Source organism: Streptomyces sp. NPDC058964, from assembly GCF_042741275.1.
GTDB lineage: Bacteria > Actinomycetota > Actinomycetes > Streptomycetales > Streptomycetaceae > Streptomyces.
This window is the reverse complement of the sequence record NZ_JBHYKH010000029.1, coordinates 1-20,544: the sequence shown is the minus strand read 5'-3', so window position 1 is coordinate 20,544 and position 20,544 is coordinate 1. Positions and strand designations below refer to the sequence as shown.

The following is a 20,544-nucleotide window of genomic DNA, read 5'->3' as shown; positions in this document are numbered from 1 at the left end:
CGTTCTCTGCCCGGTCTCCTGCTCACGCCTCCTGTGGCGTGACGCAGGGCATCAGCCAGCCGTCGCAGCCGCGCTGCCAGGAGCGCGTGGCGTCCCAGATCATGGCCACGTCGCCGAGCACCCCGAAGACGCCCAGGGTCTTGCCCAGCTTCGCGCCCCCGCCCGACCTCGGCTCGGACGGTACGTCGGGCACGGTGGGTACTTTCTCCGTGGCCTCGCCGGGGATGATCCGGATGGTCCCGCCGTCGATCTTACGGACGAGCGGCTGTACGCGATGGGTGTCGAACGAGCCGTCCGGCCAGATCACACGGACGTGCTTGTTCCCGACGAACCTGTCCCGGATGGCCTCGGCCTCCGCCTGACCCTTGGCGACGTAGACGACGTTCTGGGTCTGGCCCTTGGCCTGGGGGTCCATCTTCCGGCGCACGGTATTGGCGGTGTTGTCCGCGTCGAACTGCGCGGCGTTGCTCTCGTTGGCGTCCCAGGACGCGACGCTGACGATCTTCCCGTTCTTCCAGGTGACCTTGATGAAGTCGCACGTGGCTCCGGCCGCGACGTGGTCGCCGTTGGCGTTGTGCCACAAACCCTTCTTCTGCAGGACGCCGCCGCCCTCGTCCTGCCACAGGTACTGGGAGCCGCTGCCGTTCTTGGAACCGTCGGAGTACTTGCCCGCGTTGCGCAGGTCTTCGTTCATGTAGTCGAAGGCGACCTGCTCGGATTGGTTCGTCGACCTCGTGCCCAGGGTGTGCGGCACGCCCCGCTCGTCATAGATGACGTCGCGGCCGGCGACCTTGGTCTTGGTGAGGGCGTGGGCCGGCTTGACCACCGCCGGCGGCTTCATCGAGATGATCCGTCCGCCGCGGCAGACGGCCGTGCCCTCCCAGCACTCGATGGGCTGCAGTCCGTCCGGGTCGCTCTTGGTGACCGGGTTGTTGTCGCTGTATGCGTAGCCGTTGATCTGCAGTGGGTCGGACGGGTCGATGACCGGGTCGGCGGACAGGAAGCGGCCGGTGGACTGGTCGTACTCACGGGCGCCCAGGTGGGTCAGTCCGCTGCCGGTGTCGTCGATGCCGGTGCGCAGGTAGGAGCGCCGGTTGGGCCAGCTGAACGGCAGGGTGCCGCGTGTCTCGCCGAAGGGTTTGAAGAAGCGGCGGGTGAGCGGCTGTCCGCTCGCCTCGTCCACCGACGTGGTGGCGGTGCCGAGCTGGTCGCTGAGCAGGATGCTCAGCTTGTGGCCGGTGGTGCTGCCGTACTTGGTGGAACGGACCACCGTGGGCGCCCCGTTCTGGGTGTAGCTGCGGGAGGCCGCCGTGATGTTGCCGTTGACGTCCGCGCTCACCTCGGTCTCGCCCAGGTAGAGCACGGCGCCGGCGGCGGTGTGCTCCAGCAGCCGGTTGCCCGACGCGTCGTACACGTACGTCGTGCTGTCGGCGGGTGTCCAGCGCTGCGCGGCCGAGCCGTTGCAGGTGTACAGCTGCAGGTCGGTGCTGTCGGCGTCGTTGGAGCCGGGCACGTCGACGCACTTGCCGGAGGCCGGGTTGTACAGGCTCTTGTCGGAGGTGCGGACGGTGAACTTCTGTGCGGCGCTGCCGTTGCAGGAGGCCAGCAGGACCTTGGTGCCGTTCGCGGTGCCGTCGGCGCTCGCGCACTTGCCCTGGGTCCGCAGGGTGTCGTCGGTGAGCTTCCACTGCTGGGCACGGCTGCCGTTGCAGCGGTAGAGCTGGACGGGGTTGCCGTCGGCCGTGGAACCGCCGGCGTTGTCCAGGCACTTGCCGGACAGACCGACGACCGCTCCGGCGCCGTCACCGAAGCCGCTGACCTTCGTGACCTTGTCCTCGGCGTTCCAGTCGAGGCTCTGCGATCCGCCGGGCAGCACACGGGTCTCGGTGTTGCCGACCGCGGTGTACGTGTAACTGGCACCGGTGCCGGCGGTGGGCGTGACCTTGGTCAGGGTGTGCGGCTGGGAGAGCGTGGGCGCGGTGGTTCCGTTGCCCGTGGTCTGGGTACCGTAGCTGTAGGCGCTCTTGACGTCCTTGGTCGCGTCGGCGGGGTTGTGCTCGGTGAGGCTCGCCCGGTTGCCGATCGCGTCGAAGGTGAAGGACTGCCAGTAGGCGGTGGCGTCGGTGGACACCGTACCGGTGGCAGGCGCGGCGGCGCTCAGCGAGGCCGCCAGGGCGCTGTCGGGCGTGGTGGCGTCCGTCGCGGAGTCCGGGGCATCGGCGACGGGGCCGGTGGAGGGCTGCCCGTCCTGGCGGTAGCCCCAGGCCGTGCCGGAGGCCGACTTGCAGCCTGTGCCGGCCGTGCCGACGGCCACGGAGGAGGTCCAGGCGTGGACCATCTCACCCAGGTAGTCGTAGGTGAAGCACTGGGTGTCCCAGGTGCTCGTCGCCCCGGTGGTCAGCTTGCGCGCGCTGGAGGTGATGTTGCCGGCGCGGTCGTAGGAGTAGTACGAGTCCGTGATCCGGTGGGAGCTGTCGGTCTCGCGGTCCCAGACGGTGCGCTGCACGTGGCCCGTGTGCTCGTCGATGAAGTTCGTCGTCCACACCCGGTACGGCTGCGTGCCGCTGACCGTGCGCAGGGGTTCTCCGTACGGCGAGTAGGTGACGTCGGAGGTGTACCAGGTCAGGCCGGAGGTGGACTGGGCCAGGCCGTCGCTGTCGTAGCGGGTGACGACCTTCTCCTTGGCGAGTCCGCCGACGGACGGCAGCGTCACGGTGAGCGGCTTGCCCGTCGGCGTGTAGGTGTACTCGTAGGTGTACGTGCCCGCGAGGCCCGCGGTGGTGGCGTGCGCGGGGATGACGACCTCGCGTCCGGTCGGCCGGTACTCGCTGTCGTAGCCGGTGACCCGGTCGATGTAGTCGCCGGTGGCGTCGTGCCGGATGGAAGCGGCGGGCTTGCCGAGCGCGCCGGGCAGGTCGTAGGTGAACTCCTTGACCGGCGGCGCGGTGGGGGAACCCTCCCGTACGTAGGTGACACGGCCTATGGAGTCGTACGACGTGTACGTCGTCTTCAGCCGCGCGTCGGTGCCCTTGGTCTGCCGGTCGAGGTCGTCGTACTCGAAGGAGGAGGCGCCGAGGTCGGGGTCGGTGGTGGTGACGAGCCGGCCGCGGGCGTCGTAGGTGTAGGTCCACAGGTTGCCCTGGTGGTCCTTGACGGTGGTGCGGTTGCCGCGCGCGTCGTAGGTGTACCAGGTGCTGCGCCAGTCGGTCAGGTCCTTGTCGGTGAAGTGCTGGATGCGGGTGACCCGGCCCAGGGCGTCGGTGGTCGTCTTCATCGCCGGGGCGGCGCCGCCGTCCGGCTTGCTGAGCGTCCAGTTGTCGCCGTAGCTGGTGGAGTCGGCGGAGACGGCCGTGCCGCTGTGCAGCTGGGTCGTCTTCACCGGGCGTTCCAGGCCGTCGTACGCCGTCCGGGTCGTGCTGGGCACCAGGGCTGCGCTCCTGGGCTTGAACTGGGCGGGCTCGGGCTCGCCCTTGGCCAGGTAGTCACCGGTCCGGTCGCGGACCAGTCCGTGGTCGTCGTAGTGCGTGTCGACGATGACGCGGCCGGGGCCGTGGGCCTCGCTCTGCACCTGGAACTGGCGGCCCAGGCCGTCGTAGAGGGTGACCTGCTTGGCGTAGCCGCCGTCGTCCTTGATCGTCTGGACGGTGACCGCGCTGGGCTTGGTCGCGGACGATGTGACCGCGGCCATCTGGTAGCCGATGATCACGTCCGGCGGCTGGTTGCCGCTGGAGCGGGCCGCGGACCAGCCCTTGACCAGGCGGCCGAGGGCGTCGTACTCGCTGCGCGAGACGTGCCCGTTGGCGTCGGTGACGGTCAGCGCGAGGCCGCGTCCGGGGTCGTAGGTGGTGACGCCGGAGTGTCCCTTGGGGTTGATCGTCTTGATCGAGGTGACCGGTCCGCCGGAGTCGCCCGGTGTGTACTGCGTCTCCGTGACGCCCTTGAGCGGGTCGGTGGTCGTGCGGGGGCGGCCCAGGGGGTCGTAGGTCCTGCCGATGACCACCGGGTAGCCGACGCCGGTGCCGTCGGGGGTGGCGATGCTGGTGGGCAGGCCCTTGGTGGGGACCTCTCCCCAGGCGTGGTCGTCGTAGCTGGTGCGTGTGGCGCTCATCAGCTGCGTGGCCGGGTCGGCGCCGGCGTAGTCGGCGCAGGAGGTCGCCGTCACGCGAACCTGCTTGGGCAGGCCGATGATGTTGGCGTCCTCGTTGTTGACGTAGTCGGTGCGCGAGCAGGTGTAGTCGCTGAGCTTCTCGCCGCCGCCGTCGGGTTTGACCACTGCGGTCTGCACCTGCTGCGGCAGGCCGTCGTCGTCGAACTCCGTCTCGGTGCGCACCTCCTGCCAGCTGCTGTCGACGTTCTGGACGGCGTCCGTGCGCCGGACACCGACCTGGTGGGCGAGCAGCGGGTCGAGTCCGCCGTCGCGGGTGCGGGAGGCGGTCTGGTGCGACCAGGGGTAGTTCAGGGTGCGCTTGAGGAGCCTGCCACCGGTGCCGTCGTAGGTGAGGGTCTCGGCCTCCATGCCGGCGTACTGCGGGGCGTCGTCGGAGGTCAGCGTGACCGTCCCGGTGGAGTCCTTCACCTCTCCGCCGGTGCCGCGGAAGTAGCGTGTGGCGGCGTACGACTGGGTCTGCGGCACGCCGACCGTGGCGCCGCCGTTCTTGGCGCCGCGCACGGTGGCCACCTGCTGGTAGCCGCGCCAGACGCTGTAGGTGCGCAGCGACGGCTTGGTGAGTTCGTCGTCGTCCTTGTCCCAGGCGGCGCCGGAGTACGAGTACTTGGCGGTCACACGGTCCGACACGCCGGAGATCTTGTCGATCTCGGTGACGGAGTCGACGACGTACTTGTTGAACCAGGCGAGTGCGGGTTTGGCCTGCTCCGCGTCGGGCGACCAGCGCACGGGGTAGCAGGTGCCGTGGTTGTCGGCCGGGTCGACGGAGGGTTCGGTGCGGCAGCCGCCGCGATAGACGACCTCGATGTCGCCGCCGTTCTCCGTGGAGACCGTGCCGATGCGGGGCCGGGTGAAGCCGGGACGCGGGTCGCCCTTGTAGCGGGGGACGAGGTTGGGCAGCTGCTGGTCCTTCAGGTAGCTGCCGAGCGGGTCGTCCTTGCTGACCTGGTACGGGCCGAAGCTGACGCCGTTCTTCGTGAGCTGGGTGCCGGTGCTGTCCCCGGGCGCGTAACCGGTGCGGGTGATGGAGTCCAGCCAGAGCCCGGGCGAGGTGTTGTACCAGTCACGTGGGAACGACTGGTGCAGTGTGTACATGTCCACGCGGGCCAGGCCGCTGACGCCGGTCCGGGCGGCGTACGTGGTCACGGTGCCCAGCCGCATCCGGATCCAGAACGACGGGAAGGCCGGGCACAGCTTCGAGTCGGACTTGCAGTTGAGGTTGCCGGGACTGTCCCACCAGGGGCGGTACGAGGCCGGATTCGCGGTGTCGTCGAACTTGTCGGAGGCGCAGGAGCCGTCGGTCTCCAGGCAGCGTTGCATGGCGTCGAAGACGACCTTCGCGGCCGGGGTGGTGTAGTCGCCGGGTCGCAGCCCGTACTCGATGGTCTCCGGGTAGCCGCCGCGGACGTACTTCTCGGGCGACTTGAACTTCTTGTCGACCGCGTAGTAGTTGGTCGACTTGTGCCAGGTGACGATCATGGCGTTGCCGTGCACGTCGACGACCTTGTCCAGGCCCCAGTGCCAGGCCTGCTGCTGCTTGGTGCCGTCGCTCGCGGTGCACCGCGATTCGGCGAAGGAGTCCTTGTGGCAGGGCTCGCCCGGGTGGTTGCCGAAGACGGGGACGGTGAAGACGGAGTCGGTGTCGGCGTGGCCCCCGCCGACCTTGTTCTGCCCGTAGTAGTACTGGGTGCCGTCGGTGGTGGTGACGACCCAGTACTCGCCGTTGTTGTCACCGTTGTCGGCGCCGGTCCTCAGCTCGACCCTGGTTCCGTCGTCGTTCTGCAGCCGGTAGGTGTCGGTCGTGCCGACGCGCACGAGCTGGGTGGTCTTCCCGCCCAGGGACAGGACGGCGTTGTACGACACCCAGCACAGGTCGGACGTCTTGTACTTCTTGTCCTTGTTGTTGGGCGCGCCGTCGGCGTTGTCCTCGCGGTCGTCCTTGCAGGTGCGGTAGCGGCGCTCGATGTGCCCGGGGTCGTAGTCCCAGCCCTCGCCGATCCAGGACGCCTGCGGGGATGACGTGGCCGTCTTCCCGTCCACTGCCTGGGAGTTGTAGTCGAAGGAGATCTGCGGCCGGGGGCCGGCCGGCGCCGGGGGCACCTGGAGGGGATAGGACCAGGTGAAGGCGCCGGAGGAATCGCCGGCGGTCCACTCGCCGTCGGAGGCCAGGGGCGTGGCCTTGAACGTGCCGGCCGGACCGGAGCCGGAGTCGACGGCACCGATGACGGCGCTGTCGCCGCCGGCGGCGGCCGTCCGGCCGTAGGAGGCCTGCATCACGCCGGAGCCCGAGGGCGCGGCCGGCTCGGCCGCGGCCTGGCTCACGGTGCCGTCGGCGGCGGTGTCGACCGTGGCGGTGACGGTCTTGTCGTGCGGGTCGTTGACCGTGTCCAGCTCGGTGTACTGCCGGCACTCCTCCACGTCGGGCGTGGTGAGGTAGCACTCGGGGAACTGGACGAACTCCAGCCGGGAGGCCCAGTCCGCGCCGTAGAGGTTCTCGTACGTCTTGTAGCTCAACTGGACCGAGACCGGCACCGAACCGGTGGCCGGGGCCGTCACCTCGAGGAGCGTGCCGTCGACGCCCTGGGCCTCGGGGGCGGTGCGGCCGAAGACGCCGACCTGCCAGGTGCCGCTGGGCGCGGGGGCGTCGGAGGCCGGGCCGAGCTTCACCGGCAGCGCGCCGGCAGGCACGTAGTCGGCGGGCGTGGCTGTGGTCGTGCCGCCGGTTCGCAGGGCGGCCGGCTGGGTGGTGCCGCCACCGAAGCTGACCGGCGCGGTGTCGGGCGCGGGAGGGGTGGTGGTCCCGGCCGGTGCCTGGGTCTGTTCGGTGGGCTCGTCGACCCGGATGCTGTCGAGGCCGGCGTCCCGGGTTGCGCCGACAACCTGCTGTTCCTCGCCGAGCGTCACCAGGTCGACGTTCTCGCGGGGGGCGTCCGCCGTGTCGGGGTCCGGCGGCGATGCGAACGCCTGCGCGGGCAGCAGTGCCACCGCCACCGCCACCGCCACCGGCGCGAGCACGGTGGAGCGGCGCCGTCGGCGGCGCGCGGACAGGAAGAAGGGCACGGCGAAAATCCCCCCGGTCGACCCGAAAAAAGATGTGCGGCGTCACCTGGTGATCCACAGGTGGAAGCACGTCGAGAGCGAACAGATTCTGTGGTGACGCTGTGAGGAAAGCCAGAGCGGTTCGTGATCATGTGGCGATGATCACGTCATGTATCGGTCAAATACTTGGCTACCCGGACGCTACGCCGCCCGTAGGGGCGCAGGGCGCCCGTCCGCCCAAGTCAGGGACGTGACGGGCGCGTTCGCGTGGGCCATGATCTGCACCCGTTGTCCGAGGGGGGAAGGAAAGACTCGCCCATGACGAGCAAGTGGCGGCGCACGCCCGCCCGCAGGGCCGCGGCGGCTGTCGCGGCCCTCACCGCGGTGTGCGGCCTGACGTATGCCGGGCTGACCGGCGGCGGGGACCGGTCCGGCACCCCCGAACGGCCGGCCCGGCAGCCCGCGCCGGTGACCGAGACGGAGGCCGCGTCGCGGGCGGCGAAGTCCGGCAGGCCGGTCGAGGTCACCGCACTGCGCACGGCGTACGAGACGACGTGGGCCCGGCCGGACGGGCTGCTCCAGCGGCGTGTGCACGCCACACCGATCCGGGCCGAGGTCAACGGCCGCTGGCGGTCGATCGACACCACGCTCGTCCGTACGCGCAACGGCTGGACGCCGCGCGCCACCAACGTGCGCATGACGTTCTCGGCCGGAGCGCGCCGGTCCTCCGCGCGCGCCGACCGGGGAGCCGCGGTGCGCAGGATGCCGCTGCTCGCCGCGGCGGGCACGACCGGGAACGCGCTGGTGACCCTCACCACGGGCGGCCACACCGTCCAGCTCACCTGGCCGGGCGCCATACCGACGCCGGTGATCGACGGCTCGCGGGCGCTGTACCCGGACATCGTCCCGGGCGCCGACCTGGTGCTCACGGCGGACGACGGGGGATTCGCGCAACTGCTCGTGGTCAAGAACCGGGACGCGGCCGCCGATCCCCGGGTGGCACAGCTGACCTATGGGCTGACCTCCCCCGACCTGAGCTTCAGCCTGGACCCGACCACGCGCATCGTCAGCGGTCGTGACGCCGACGGCGAGGAGGTGGCGGTCTCCCCCACGCCCCTGATGTGGGACAGCTCCGGGACACCCGCCATGACGGACGGTCAGGCCGGTACGACCGCCTCACCGAGCGCGGCGGAGAGCCTGTCCGGCGACGCGAGCGCCCCGCCGGACGACTCGGAGTCGCCCACCGCCGTCTCCCCCGGGCCGAGCGACACCGTCGACGACAGCGACGACGGCGACGTCGACGACGAGGTGCTGCCCGACGCGACCGACGAGGCCCCCGACCCCTCGGCGGGCGAGAGCGAGAGCGCCGGACCGTCCGTGCCGCCCGAGCCGTCCCCCGAGCCCACCCACTCCGGGGCGGCGGCCACGCTCGACCTGCCCTCCCTCGCCGGACCGCAGCCCGACTCCCATGGCACCCTGGTCACGGCCGACCTCGACGGCTCCGCCTGGTCCCTGACGCCGGATCAGGATTTCCTCACCGACCCGGACACGGTCTACCCGGTGTTCATCGACCCGTCGGTCAGCAAGCACACCAACGACTGGACCACCGCCTACAGCCGCCATCCCAACGCGAACTTCTACAACGGGCGGAACTTCAACAAGGGCACCCACGAGGCGCGCGTGGGCTTCGAGTCGGACACCTGGGGAACCTCGCGGTCCTTCTTCAGCATCGACTGGAATCCCGACCTCAAGGGCGCGACCGTCATCAGCGCGAAACTGCACGCGCTGGAGACCTATGCGTGGTCCTGCACCGCCCGCACCATGAACGTGTACCTGACCGGGGCGATCAGCAACAAGACGACCTGGCGCAACGCGCCGAGGATGACGGCGGACAACAGGCTCGCCAGCAAGAGCTTCGCCCACGGCTACCGGTCCTCGGGCTGCCCCGACGACTACGAGGCGTTCGACGTCAGGCCGGCCGCGCAGAAGGCGATCTCGCACGGCTGGGACACCCTCACCATCGGCCTGCGGGCCGGTGACGAGAGTTCGGCCTACTCGTGGAAGAAGTTCCAGGCGGACGGCGGCAACGACCCCTACGTCGAGCTGGTCTACAACCGGCCGCCGGCCGCCCCCTCGCACCTCGACCTCGATCCCGACCTGTCCTGCGACACCAGCTCGCCGTACGTCAACGTCGGCGCGTCCTCGATCACCTTCTGGGCCAACAGCAGCGACAAGGACGCCAACCTCGACTCGCTGCGCTTCGAGCTGTGGCCGACCGGTGGCAGCGGGAACCTGCTGGGCAGCAAGGCCAAGGTCACGGTGGGCAGCCAGACCGGCTCGGCCCGTGTGCACACCGATCCGTTCTCCACCAGCGGTCTGAAGAACGGCGTCAAGTACTCCTGGCGGGTCAGGGCGGTGGACAAGCGCGGGGCGACCTCGGGATACACGCCGTCGAAGACTCCGTGCCGGTTCGTCTTCGACAGCACCCGGCCCACCCCGCCCGTGGTGACCTCCACGACGTTTCCCGACGCCGACGCCAGCGACGACGGCTTCAACAACGGCGACGAGGACTCCGTCTGGAGCACGGTCAAGTTCGGCACCGCGGGATCGTTCACCTTCAAGGCGTCGCAGACCGACGTGGTCAAGTTCGAGTACGGCTTCAACTCCGCCTCGTACACCGGCTCGGTGTCGCGTACGAACGGCGCCTCCACCTCGACGCTGACGACGCTCTCCGGCGCCAGGCCGCCGCTGGCCGGACCGAACGTGCTCTACGTGCGGGCCGTCGACGACGCCGGGAATCCGTCGGACGCGCGGAAGTACTTCTTCTACGTCACCCCGCGGGACGTCGCGGACGCGCCGGGCGACTTCACCGGCGACGGCTTCCCCGACCTCATGGTCGTGGACGGCAACGGCAACCTTCGTATGTACCCGGACAAGGGCACCACCGACACGGCCAAGGGCACCGGCGCCCTCGGCTGGTCCATGTCCGGCGCCTACCAGGAGAACAGCGACAAGGACCCGAACGGCGACGACTCGCCCTTGTACTCCCGACCGCCGTCCGGCTACTGGAAGAACACGCACATCGCCCACCACGGCGACGTCAACGGCGGCGACGGCCTGCAGGACCTGATCGCGGTGCGCGAGGGCAGACTGTGGGTGTACCCGGGAGACGGATACGGCGCGGTCGACATCGGCAAGCGGCACGAGATCCTGCTGCCGGACGGCGCCCCGGACCCCGCCACGATCACCCAGATCGTCTCCGCCGGTGACGCCACCGGCGACGGCAGACCCGACTTCTTCCTCACCGTCGGCGACGCGATGTGGGTGCTCACCGGGTACAACGGCGCCACCGTGGACACGGCCCGCAGGCTGTCCGGCTCCGCCTGGAGCGACCGTGACTTCGTCACCGCCCAGGACGTCTCCGGCGACGGTGTCACCGACTTCGTCTACCGCTCGGACGTCAGCGGACGGCTTCTGCTGCGCAAGGGCATCAAGGACACGGCGGCCGGCGGGGTCGATCTCGACTCGCTGGCATCGGCAGCCGCCTCCTCCGGGGGCGCGGACACCGAATACGGCGCCTCCGGCTGGGGCAGCTCCAACATCCGGCTGCTCTTCGGCACCCCGGACGCCAACGGGGACGGCATCCCGGACATCTGGGCGCTGAAGGCGGACGGCACGGTGCGCTTCTATGCCGGCAGCCGCACCGTCCTGAGCGGCTCGGGTACCGAGATCGTCGGCAACGGCGACGGCGTCGGCTGGAAGAACAAGCTGGCGATCGGCTGACACCTCCCCGATAGGAACGGAACGGCGGCGGCGTGCCCGGACCCCCCGTGCGGGGCGCCGCCGAGTCCGGGCGGGGCGCCGTAGGTGCGGGCGGGTCCGTTCCTGTCTTGCCTCTCCTCCACCCCCGGCGCACCCTTGTCCCATGGGTGCGCGTGACGGCCCCACGCTCATCGGCTCCGTACAGCGGGCGTTTCGGCTGCTGGAGGCGGTGAGCGGGCACGTGAACGGGGCGCCGGCCAAGCAGCTGGCGCGGGAGACCGACCTGCCCCTGGCCACCGCCTACCACCTGCTGCGGACCCTGGTGCACGACGGGTACGTGCGCAAGCTGGACGACGGCAGGTTCGTGCTCGGGGACAAGTTGCGGACGCTGCACACCGCCGGGCGGGACCAGGCCCTGCTCAGCCGGGTTCGGCCCACGCTCGCCGCGCTGCGGGACGAGCTCTCGGCCGCCACCTACCTCACCTTCTACGAGGAGGGCGAGATCCGGGTCGCCGAGATCGTCGACGGGCCGCGTGCGCCCCGGGTCGACCTGTGGGTGGGGTTCGAGGACGCCGGACACGCCACCGCGCTGGGCAAGTCCGTGCTCCGGGAGCTGGACGACGAGGCCCGCCTGGATTACCTCTCGCGGCATTCGCTGGCCGATCTCACACCCCGCACGATCACCGATCGCCCGGAGCTGCTCCGCCGGATCGACTCCTCCCCCCTGGCGCCGGCGGTCACGGACATGGAGGAGTACTCCCTCGGCACCGTGTGCGTCGCGGTGCCCGTCTACAGCGGGGACACCCTCGGCTCGCTCGGCGTCTCGCTGCGGGCGGACCAGCTCTCCCGGCTGACGGGAGTCCGGGAGCGACTGATTGCCATCGCGAACCGCGTGACCAGGAGCCTGTCGCTCACTATCTGAAAATCCGCTCCTTGTGGCGGCCGATCCGAACCTTTTATCTGGATAAAACAGGCATTCCGGAGGGCGTCGCCCACGCACAGGTGAGGATTGCGGACCGAGTATGAGCACGAGCCGAGACCGTCAAGGCGACCACAGGCGCACGTGGCCGTTCAGGGGCCGGGGGGCGGCCCCCGCGGTGCCGGTCCGGGAACGCACCGCGCAGCCGGCGGCCGGCTCGCCCATGCTGTCCGTGCTGCCCTTGCTGCCCTTGCTGCCCTTGCTGATCGTCGCCGCCGTCGTCACCGTCGACCTCGCCGCCGGGCGGGGCCTGACGTGGGTGCCGCTGCTCGTCGCCGGGCCCGCGCTGGCCGCCAGCACCAACGGGCCGCGCGGAGTTCTCTGCGTGGGCCTGCTCGCCACGACGCTGGGCACGGCGCTCGGCTTTCGCGCCGGTGCGCTGAGCCACGAGCTGGCCGTCGTACTGGCCGCCCTGGTGGCCGTGACCCTGGCCGGCGCCCTGGCCAGCACCCTGCGCAGACGTCGGGACCGGGTTCTGGCGGCCGTCCGCTCGGTCGCCGAGGCCGCCCAACACGCGCTCCTCCAGCCCGTGCCGGCGGCCGTCGGCCCGTTCCAGGTGGCCGTCCGCTACAGTGCGGCCGCCGCGGAGGCCCGCATCGGCGGCGATCTCTACGCCCTGGTGCCCACCCCGTACGGCGTGCGGCTGATCGTCGGCGACGTGCGCGGCAAGGGGCTGCCCGCCGTGGGGACCGCCGCTCTCGTGCTCGGCGTCTTCCGCGAGGCCGCCTACGACGAACCCGATCTCCTCACCGTCATCGACCGGATCGAGCGGAGCCTGGCGCGCAACCTCGGTCCCGACGACTTCGTCACCGCCGTGGTCGCCGGATACCCCCGGCCGGGGCGTCTGGAAGTGGTCAACTGCGGCCACGCGCCGCCGCTGCTGGTACGCGGCTCCGACGTCATCGCCGTCGACCCGACCCGTCCCGCTCCGCCCCTCGGGCTGCGTGCCCTCTCCGGCGAGACCCCGTGCCTCCAGGTGCTGCCCTTCGCCGACGGGGACCAGCTGCTGCTCTACACCGACGGCGTCACCGAGGCCCGCGATCACGGCCGGGCGTTCTATCCGCTGGCCGACGGGCTGGCGCGGCATGTGTGCGACGAGCCGGCGCGCACCCTGACCGCGCTCCACGACGACCTGCTGGCGCACGTGGGCGGCCGACTGCACGACGACGCCGCGCTGCTGCTCCTGCGCAAGCCCGCCGCGTCCACCGTCAACACCGTCGAGGCCGTCGTCAACACCGTCGAGGCCGTCGGGGAGAGCGCTGAACAGGCCGATCCGGGTCGGCGGTTGGACAAGGGCTGGGAGATCCACGAGGGCGAACGGTTCAGCAAGGACGGGCACATACGTGGGACCGGCGAGGTCAATACGGTCGAGGCCGACACATCCTTGCAGCTCAGCAGCGTCGTGAAGGACGTCGAGCGGTACGCCGGTGCGGCAAGGGCCGCTCTTCGTCGCTAGCTCGCCCAGGGACTCGCTCAGGGACTCGCTCAGGCCGTGCGCTTGCGCGGCGTGGCCTTCTTCCCGGAGGTGGCCGCCTTCTTGGCGGTCGTCTTCTTGGCGGTCGCCTTCTTGTCCGTGGATTTCGCCGTGGATTTCGCCGTGGATTTCGCGGTGGACCCGGCCGTCGTCCTGGCGGCGGCCGTCTTCCGCGTCCCCTGCGCGGTCCTGGACGTCGACTTCCTCGCGGGGGCCGCCGTCTTCTTCGCCGTCGCCTTCCCCGCCGCGGACGTCGACTTCTTGCCACCCGCCTCCTTGGGCGTGGCCCGGGACGTCGCACGCCTCGGCAACGGGGTGACCTCAGCCTCCCCGGCCTCAGCCTCCCCGGCCTCCACCGCCTCGCCGCGGGACTCCTTCGCCGCCCGCACGCTCTTCTCCAGGGCCGCCATCAGGTCGAGCACCTTGCCGCTCGCCGCGGGCGCGGGGCTCTCGGGAAGTTCCTCGCCGGCCGCCTTCGCGGCGATGACCTCCTCCAGGGCCTGCCGGTACTCGTCGTGCAGGTCCTCCAGCTCGACCTCACCGAGGGTGTCCATCAGGGCGTCCGCGAGGTCGAGCTCCTTGTCGCGGACCGTGACCTCGACGTCCGGTGAGACGCCCTCGGGGGCCCGGACCTCGTCCGGCCACAGCAGGGCGTGCATCGCGATCGCGTCGCCGACCACGCGCAGCATGCCCAGGCGTTCGCGGCCGCGCAGCGCGTACTTCGCGATGGCGACCTTGTTGCTGCGTTTGAGGGCCTCACGGAGGAGGACGTACGGCTTCGCGGCCGGGGCGCCCCCCGCCGCGAGGTAGTACGACGCGTCCAGCTGGAGCGGGTCGATCCGGTCGGCCGGGACGAAGGCGACGATGTCGATCGTCCGGGCGGTGGGGATCGGGAGGTTCGCCAGGTCCTCGTCGGTGATCGGGATGATCGTGCCGTCCGCGTCCTCGTACCCCTTGCCGATCTCCGCCCCGCTGACCTCGCGGTCCTCCAGTTCGCAGACCTTGCGGTAACGGATGCGGCCGCCGTCCTCGTTGTGGATCTGGCGGAAGGAGATCGAGTGGCTCTCGGTGGCGTTCACCAGCTTGATCGGGATGCTGACCAGGCCGAAGGAGATGGCGCCGTTCCATATGGATCGCACGTGCGGCATCCTTCCGATTGCGTATGACCGTATGACTCGATTCACGCCGGATTGCTACGGTTTCGTGGGATTCTCATCGTATGACGCCGATCACTGAGGTGGAGGGGCGACGGGTCGCGCTCAGCAACCTGGAGAAGGTGCTGTATCCGGCGACCGGCTTCACCAAGGGCGAGCTGTTGCACTACTACGCGACCGTCGCGGACGTCCTGCTTCCCCATCTCCGCGACCGGCCGGTGTCCTTCCTGCGGTACCCGGACGGGCCGGAGGGCCAGGTGTTCTTCACCAAGAACGTGCCGCCCGGTACGCCCGAGTGGGTCACCACCGCCGAGGTGCCGCGGTCGGAGGGACCCGCCCGGATGGTGCTGGTGCAGGATCTGGCGTCGCTGATGTGGGCGGCCAATCTGGTCACCGAGTTCCATACGCACCAGTGGGCGATCGGGGCGCCCGGGGAGGCGGACCGGCTGGTCTTCGATCTCGATCCCGGGGCGCCCGCGACGGTGGTGCACTGCTGCGAGGTCGCCCTGTGGCTGCGGGAGCGGCTGGCCGGTGACGGGGTCGAGGCGTATGCGAAGACGTCCGGCTCGAAGGGGCTGCATCTGCTGGCGGCGGTACGGGGGGTGTCGTCGGAGCAGGCGTCGGAGTACGCCAAGGGGCTGGCCGTGGAGGCGGAGCGCGCGATGCCCCGGCTGGTGGTGCACCGGATGACGCGGAGTCTGCGGCCGGGGAAGGTGTTCGTGGACTGGAGCCAGAACGCCGCGCGGAAGACCACGGCGGCTCCCTACACCGTCCGGGCGCGGCCCGAGCCGGCCGTTTCCACGCCGGTGACGTGGGACGAGGTCGAGGGGTGCCGGGAGGCGGGGCGGCTGGCGTTCCTGGCGGAGGACGTCGTGCCGCGCCTTCAGGACTTCGGGGACCTGATGGCGCCGCTGCTGGATGCGGGGCGTGCGAGTCCGTTGCCGTGACGGGCGCGGGTCACGTCGGGCGGCCCCGCGCGGGTGCCCCCGCAGGCCTCACACCCTCGCCCATGTGTTCCGGTCCCGGGCCATCGCGTGCAGCGCCTCCACGTCCGCCGGCTTCAGCACGCCCCCGAGCCGGGCCAGCCCCGCCAGGTCGGTGTCCTGGAGGACGCGGACCTCGCGGGGCGGGGCGGTGACCGAGAGGGTCGCCGGGCCCGCCAGGGCCAGGACCGGGTGAACCTCGGCCGTCAGCGCGTACGAGGCCCGGTCGGCGTCGGCGCGCAGGCGCCGCAGGAGGGGACGCGGTGCGCGGCGGCCGACGGCGACCATGGGGTCGGCCACCAGGACCCGCTGCTTGCGGGCGTGGAGGGTGTGGAGCGCGAACAGCCCGCCGGGACCGATCAGCAGATGGTGAATGCGGTCGCCGCCGGGGAGCGGGACCGAGTGCAGGGCGTGCCAGCCCACCCCGTCCAGGCGGTCCAGGGCGTCGCCCACCGTCTGCTCGGCCAGCAGGGCCCGGCGGCGCGGGTCCGGCCGGAGGCGGTGGGGCGGCGCCGGGTCCCGGTCGAGGGCCACCAGCAGTGCCTCGCCGGGCCGGTTGGGTGCCAGGTCGTCGTCCGGGTGGAGGGAGAGCCGGGCCAGCTCCGCCGGCGTCGGGACCGGGGGCGGTCCCACGGCCACCGGGCCGGTCAGGAAGGGGCCCAGCGCTTCCAGTACGTCCTCCCTGCTGTCCTCGCTGAGCAGGTTGATCCGGGCCGCCTCACGGTCGTACCAGGCGACGTTCCTCCCGTCCGTGAGGCAGACGTACAGCCGTTCCTGACCGTGCCGCCAGACCGGCACGACGCGCAGTCCGCTCATGTGCCATCACCCCTCGACCATGGGAACAGGCGGGGTGCTCCAGGGGCAAGAACCCGGTTACCTTTGAGAGCAGTTGGGTGGGGGAGCTGGGGAGGCGCCGTTGCGGACTCGCAGGAAGCAGCCCGACGTACCGGCCCCGGGCAGTCCGTGGAGCGAGATCGTGCCCGGTCTGTGGATGGGCGGGCACGAGTTCATGGGGCCCTCGGGGCAGCTCGAGTTCGCCGTCGTCCGGGACGAGTTCGATCTTGTACAGACCTTGCTGAGGCTGCCGGGACACGGGCCGGACGCGGGCGTGGAGCACCATGTGTGGCCGATACCGGACGGTCCGCTGGACGGGACGCAGCTCGCCGGCGTGATGCGGCTGGCGCGGGCCGCGAGCGACGCGCTGGACGCGGGCCGCAGGGTGCTCGTCCGCTGCTACCACGGGTACAACCGCTCGGGGCTGGTGGTCGCGCACACCCTGGTCGGCCGGGGCCACTCCGCCGACGAGGCCATCCGGCTCATCCGCACCCGGCGCTCCCCCTGGGCACTGCACAACGAGCTCTTCGTCGAGTACCTGCGGGCGGGCCTGTCCACGGCCCGGCTGCTGGAGGAGCTGGCCGAGTAGCGGGATAACCGTTTCTCCCGACGAATAGGGTGTACGGCGCCACCGAACGATCCGAGCCACTGGAGTACCGTGCCCTTCAGCCGTCCCGCGCGCACCGCGCTCCGCGCCGTCGCCGTCGCCCTGCTCGCGGCGACGGCGGCGGCCTGTGGCGACACGGGCGGTCTGCGCGGCGCCGGCGCGACCCCCACCGCGATCAGTCCCGTGAAGCTCTGGCCGGACCTGCGGCCGGCGTCCAGCCCGGCCTACGAGTACGACGAGGGGTCGACCGAGGCCGTGAAAGGCGTCACCGCCCCCGGTGAGGACATACGCGAGGTCGACCCGGTCGCGGTCGTACGGGCGGAGATCGCCGCGCACCCGGACGACTACGGCTCCAAGGGTGCGTACCACGAGACGGCTCTGCGGACGGACGAGTGCGGGAAGGGCACCGGCCGCGGCCGGTGCCCCCTCCTGAAGGCGTACTACCGGGACCTGACCGGTGACGGCAGGGACGACATGACGCTGGGCTTCCGGCTGTTCCCGACCAACCAGACGGCCGTGCGCGTCTATGCCTTCGAGGGGCACCGGCTCGTCCAGGTCATGGCCGACAACGACGCGATCATCGGGGTCGAGCTGGCCGGACGCGCGGTGATCGTCCGCTCGCCCGCCGGGATCGCCGGCTACGAGTACCGCACGACCTGGGAGTGGGACCAGAGCCAGCGCGCGATGGTGTTCACGCGCGACGAGTTCCTGCGCACCGGCCGGCGCAAGGAGTCCCCCGCTCCCTCCACGTCACCGCCCGCCTCCACCACCCGCTCCTCCTCGCCCTCCGCGTCGCCCTCCGCGAGCGTGCGATGAGGCTCGCGCTCCCGCAGTGGGCCGGGACGCTCGCCGTGAAGGCGGCCGCGTTCATCATGGTGATGTGCTGCGCGCTGGCCGCCCTGCTGGGCGTCCTGGTGCATGTCTCGGTGACCGACCAGACCGTCGGCCAGGCCCGAAACCAGGCGCTGGACCGGCTGACGGACACGACCAGGGCGTACCAGGCCGGGGACGCGCTGCTGCCCGACGCCGGGGTGGACCCGCACGGGCTGCCCCAGTCGCTGCGGGCACTGGCGGTGGCCGGGCACCGGGGCACGATGGTCGCCACGCACAACGGACGCCCCGCGATGTGGGCGGCGGGGCCCGCCGACGGCGACCGGGCGCTGGCCGTGGAGGTCGACTACTCGCAGCAGGCCCGCACCATCGCCGCGCTCGACAGGTCGATCCTGTGGTCGTCGGTGCTGGCGATCACGGCGACGCTGCTGGTCGGCGCGTTCGCGGTGACCCGGGTGACCCGGCGGCTGCACGGCACGGCCCGGGTGGCGCGGCGGATCAGCGCGGGCGACCTGGACGCGCGCGTGAACGACCCGCGCACGAAGGACGTGACGCGTCCCCAGGACGAGGTGGGCGCGGTCGCCGCCGCGCTGGACTCGATGGCGTCGTCGCTGCAGAGCAAGCTGCTGAGCGAGCAGCGGTTCACCGCTGACGTGGCGCACGAGCTGCGCACCCCGCTGACCGGGCTGCACGCGGCGGCCGAGCTGCTGCCGCCGGGCCGGCCGACGGAGCTGGTGCGGGACCGGGTGGCGGCGCTGCGCACGCTCACCGAGGACCTGCTGGAGATCTCCCGGCTCGACACCGGACGCGAGCGGCTGGACCTGGACACCGAGGAGCTGGGCGCGCTGGCCCGCCGGGTGGTGCGGGGGTCGGCGACCGACACCGAGGTGCGGGTCGTGGGGGACGTCCGGGTGGAGACCGACCGACGGCGCCTGGAGCGGGTGCTCGGCAATCTCGTGGCCAACGCGCACAAGCACGGGCGGGCGCCGGTGGTGCTGACGGTGGACGGACCGGTCGTCACCGTGCGGGACCACGGGGACGGCTATCCGGACTACCTGGTGGAGCACGGGCCGCAGCGGTTCCGCACCGAGGGCGGGGCGACGGGGCACGGACTGGGGCTGACGATCGCGCTGGGCCAGGCGGAGGTGCTGGGCGCCCGGCTGGCCTTCGGGAACGCCCCCGACGGCGGCGCGTTGGCCACGCTCACGCTCCCCGGGGCACCGCCGGCGGCCGGACCGGCCTCCTCCGGGGCTCCTTAGCGGGGCGAGCGGGGACGCGGGGGCGTCCCCTCCCGATGGCGCAGCGTGGCGGGCGCCGCCCCGGGTGCGCTCCTAGGGTGGCGTTCAGTCAGGTCCGTACCGTTGCGGGAGGTTCCTCATGCCCCTGCGCGCTCCTCCGTGGTCCGGTCGCGCGAGGGCCCGCGGAACCGCCACGCTGACGCCGACCACAACACCCAGGACGGCGTATTTGGGTAAGTTCCGGACATGACGAAGGCCGGAACCACCGTGGCAGCGACGGAGCCCCTCGCGCCCTCCGTACGTCTCCCCCGTCGCCGCGGCATCGAACTCGCCCTGATCGTGCTGGCCGTGCTGCTGTCCGTGTACGGCTACTGCGCCGTCGGCCTGGCGAAGACCGGCACCGTCCCGCCCGGCGCCGTGGGCTACGGCGCCGGGCTCGGTGTGCTCGCCCTGCTCGCGCACATCGCCGTCCGCCTCCGGGCCCCGTACGCCGATCCCCTCCTTCTGCCCATCGGCGTGCTCCTCAACGGGCTCGGCCTGGTCCTCATCTACCGGCTCGACCTGGAGACGCCCGGCGACCGGGCCGCCCCCGCCCAACTCGTCTGGTCCACGCTCGGCGTGGCGCTGTTCACCGTGGTGGTCCTGCTGCTGCGCGACCACCGGGTGCTCCAGCGCTACGCGTACGTCAGCGTGGTCGCGGCCCTCGCCCTGCTCATGGCGCCGATCCTCTTCCCGGCGGTGAACGGCGCCCGCATCTGGATCCTGATCGCCGGATTCTCCATCCAGCCCGGCGAGTTCGCGAAGGTGCTCCTCGCGGTGTTCTTCGCCGCGTACCTGGCGGCCAACCGCAGCGCGCTCGCCTACGCGGGCCGCCGCATCTGGTTCGTGCAGCTGCCCACCGGCCGCGTCCTCGGCCCGATCCTGGCCATCTGGCTGATCAGCGTGGGCGTTCTCGTCCTGGAGCGGGACCTGGGCACCTCGCTGCTGTTCTTCGGCCTGTTCGTCGTCCTGCTGTACGTCGCCACCGGCCGCACCGGCTGGATCGCGGTCGGTCTGCTGCTCGCCGTGTTCGGCGCGGTGGCCGTCGGCTGGCTGGAGCCCCATGTGCACAGCAGGGTCCAGGACTGGCTGCATCCGTTCGCCACCATCGAGGCGGGCCTGGGCCCCAACCAGCTCGCCCAGTCCCTGTTCGCCTTCGCGGCGGGCGGCGTCCTCGGCGCCGGGCTGGGGCTCGGGCACTCGATCCTGATCGGCTTCGCGGCCAAGTCGGACTTCATCCTGGCGACGGCGGGCGAGGAGCTGGGCCTGGCCGGACTGTCGGCGATCTTCCTCCTGTACGGCCTGCTGGTGGAACGCGGCTACCGGGCCGGGGGGGGGGGGGGGGCGCCCCCCCCCCCCCCCCCCCCCCCCCGCCCGCCCCCCCCCCCCCCCCCCCCCGCAGGGGGGTGAGGTGGCGGGGGGGGCGGGGAGGTGGGCGA

Annotated in this window: 10 protein-coding genes and 1 pseudogene; 8 read left to right on the top strand and 3 right to left on the bottom strand. The window is 71.6% G+C overall.

What is annotated here, in order from left to right:
* Positions 1-22: 22 nt before the first annotated feature.
* Complete coding sequence (locus ACFW2E_RS06090; RefSeq protein ID WP_384462127.1) at positions 23-7,225, bottom strand: ricin-type beta-trefoil lectin domain protein; 7,203 nt, start codon at positions 7,223-7,225, stop codon at positions 23-25.
* A gap of 297 nt (positions 7,226-7,522) precedes the next feature.
* On the opposite strand from ACFW2E_RS06090, the gene ACFW2E_RS06085 reads away from it, so the two are divergent.
* The 3 genes and pseudogenes from ACFW2E_RS06085 to ACFW2E_RS06075 all read left to right on the top strand — a co-directional run.
* Positions 7,523-10,987, top strand: coding sequence for a DNRLRE domain-containing protein (locus tag ACFW2E_RS06085; protein ID WP_384462124.1), 3,465 nt, complete (start codon positions 7,523-7,525; stop codon positions 10,985-10,987).
* A 142-nt stretch (positions 10,988-11,129) separates the two neighbouring features.
* Positions 11,130-11,888 (top strand): IclR family transcriptional regulator, encoded by a 759-nt coding sequence (locus ACFW2E_RS06080; RefSeq protein WP_384462121.1) that lies wholly within the window; start codon positions 11,130-11,132, stop codon positions 11,886-11,888.
* 220 nt (positions 11,889-12,108) lie between these two features.
* Positions 12,109-13,152: pseudogene (locus ACFW2E_RS06075) on the top strand (PP2C family protein-serine/threonine phosphatase); the annotation flags it as partial.
* A 278-nt stretch (positions 13,153-13,430) separates the two neighbouring features.
* Here the strand turns inward: ACFW2E_RS06075 and ACFW2E_RS06070 are convergent.
* Positions 13,431-14,567 (bottom strand): Ku protein, encoded by a 1,137-nt coding sequence (locus tag ACFW2E_RS06070; protein ID WP_384462118.1) that lies wholly within the window; start codon positions 14,565-14,567, stop codon positions 13,431-13,433.
* 71 nt (positions 14,568-14,638) lie between these two features.
* On the opposite strand from ACFW2E_RS06070, the gene ligD reads away from it, so the two are divergent.
* Positions 14,639-15,520 (top strand): non-homologous end-joining DNA ligase, encoded by an 882-nt coding sequence (gene ligD / locus ACFW2E_RS06065; RefSeq protein WP_384462116.1) that lies wholly within the window; start codon positions 14,639-14,641, stop codon positions 15,518-15,520.
* A gap of 48 nt (positions 15,521-15,568) precedes the next feature.
* Here ligD and ACFW2E_RS06060 read toward each other — a convergent pair whose 3' ends face one another.
* Complete coding sequence (locus ACFW2E_RS06060) at positions 15,569-16,372, bottom strand: nuclease-related domain-containing protein (protein WP_384462113.1); 804 nt, start codon at positions 16,370-16,372, stop codon at positions 15,569-15,571.
* A 100-nt stretch (positions 16,373-16,472) separates the two neighbouring features.
* Between ACFW2E_RS06060 and ACFW2E_RS06055 the strand changes: the two genes are divergently transcribed.
* From ACFW2E_RS06055 to ACFW2E_RS06040, 4 genes are all read left to right on the top strand, one after another.
* Complete coding sequence (locus tag ACFW2E_RS06055) at positions 16,473-16,979, top strand: dual specificity protein phosphatase family protein (protein WP_384462110.1); 507 nt, start codon at positions 16,473-16,475, stop codon at positions 16,977-16,979.
* 69 nt (positions 16,980-17,048) lie between these two features.
* A complete protein-coding gene (locus ACFW2E_RS06050; RefSeq protein WP_384462107.1) occupies positions 17,049-17,813 on the top strand; it encodes a hypothetical protein in 765 nt (254 codons plus the stop codon).
* A complete protein-coding gene (locus ACFW2E_RS06045; protein WP_384462105.1) occupies positions 17,810-19,087 on the top strand; it encodes an ATP-binding protein in 1,278 nt (425 codons plus the stop codon). The genes ACFW2E_RS06050 and ACFW2E_RS06045 overlap by 4 nt, the downstream gene beginning before the upstream one ends.
* A 225-nt stretch (positions 19,088-19,312) precedes the next feature.
* On the top strand, positions 19,313-20,515 hold the full coding sequence (locus ACFW2E_RS06040) for an FtsW/RodA/SpoVE family cell cycle protein (protein WP_384462103.1): 1,203 nt from the start codon (positions 19,313-19,315) through the stop codon (positions 20,513-20,515).
* Positions 20,516-20,544 lie beyond the last annotated feature (29 nt).

What these genes read in the sequence shown, in the direction of transcription:
- ACFW2E_RS06085 (WP_384462124.1), top strand. Translation starts at nt 7,523, where the DNA reads ATGACGAGCAAGTGGCGGCGCACGCCCGCCCGCAGGGCCGCGGCGGCT.
- ACFW2E_RS06080 (WP_384462121.1), top strand. Translation starts at nt 11,130, where the DNA reads ATGGGTGCGCGTGACGGCCCCACGCTCATCGGCTCCGTACAGCGGGCG.
- ACFW2E_RS06070 (WP_384462118.1), bottom strand. Translation starts at nt 14,567, where the DNA reads ATGCCGCACGTGCGATCCATATGGAACGGCGCCATCTCCTTCGGCCTG.
- ligD (WP_384462116.1), top strand. Translation starts at nt 14,639, where the DNA reads ATGACGCCGATCACTGAGGTGGAGGGGCGACGGGTCGCGCTCAGCAAC.
- ACFW2E_RS06060 (WP_384462113.1), bottom strand. Translation starts at nt 16,372, where the DNA reads ATGAGCGGACTGCGCGTCGTGCCGGTCTGGCGGCACGGTCAGGAACGG.
- ACFW2E_RS06045 (WP_384462105.1), top strand. Translation starts at nt 17,810, where the DNA reads ATGAGGCTCGCGCTCCCGCAGTGGGCCGGGACGCTCGCCGTGAAGGCG.
- ACFW2E_RS06040 (WP_384462103.1), top strand. Translation starts at nt 19,313, where the DNA reads ATGACGAAGGCCGGAACCACCGTGGCAGCGACGGAGCCCCTCGCGCCC.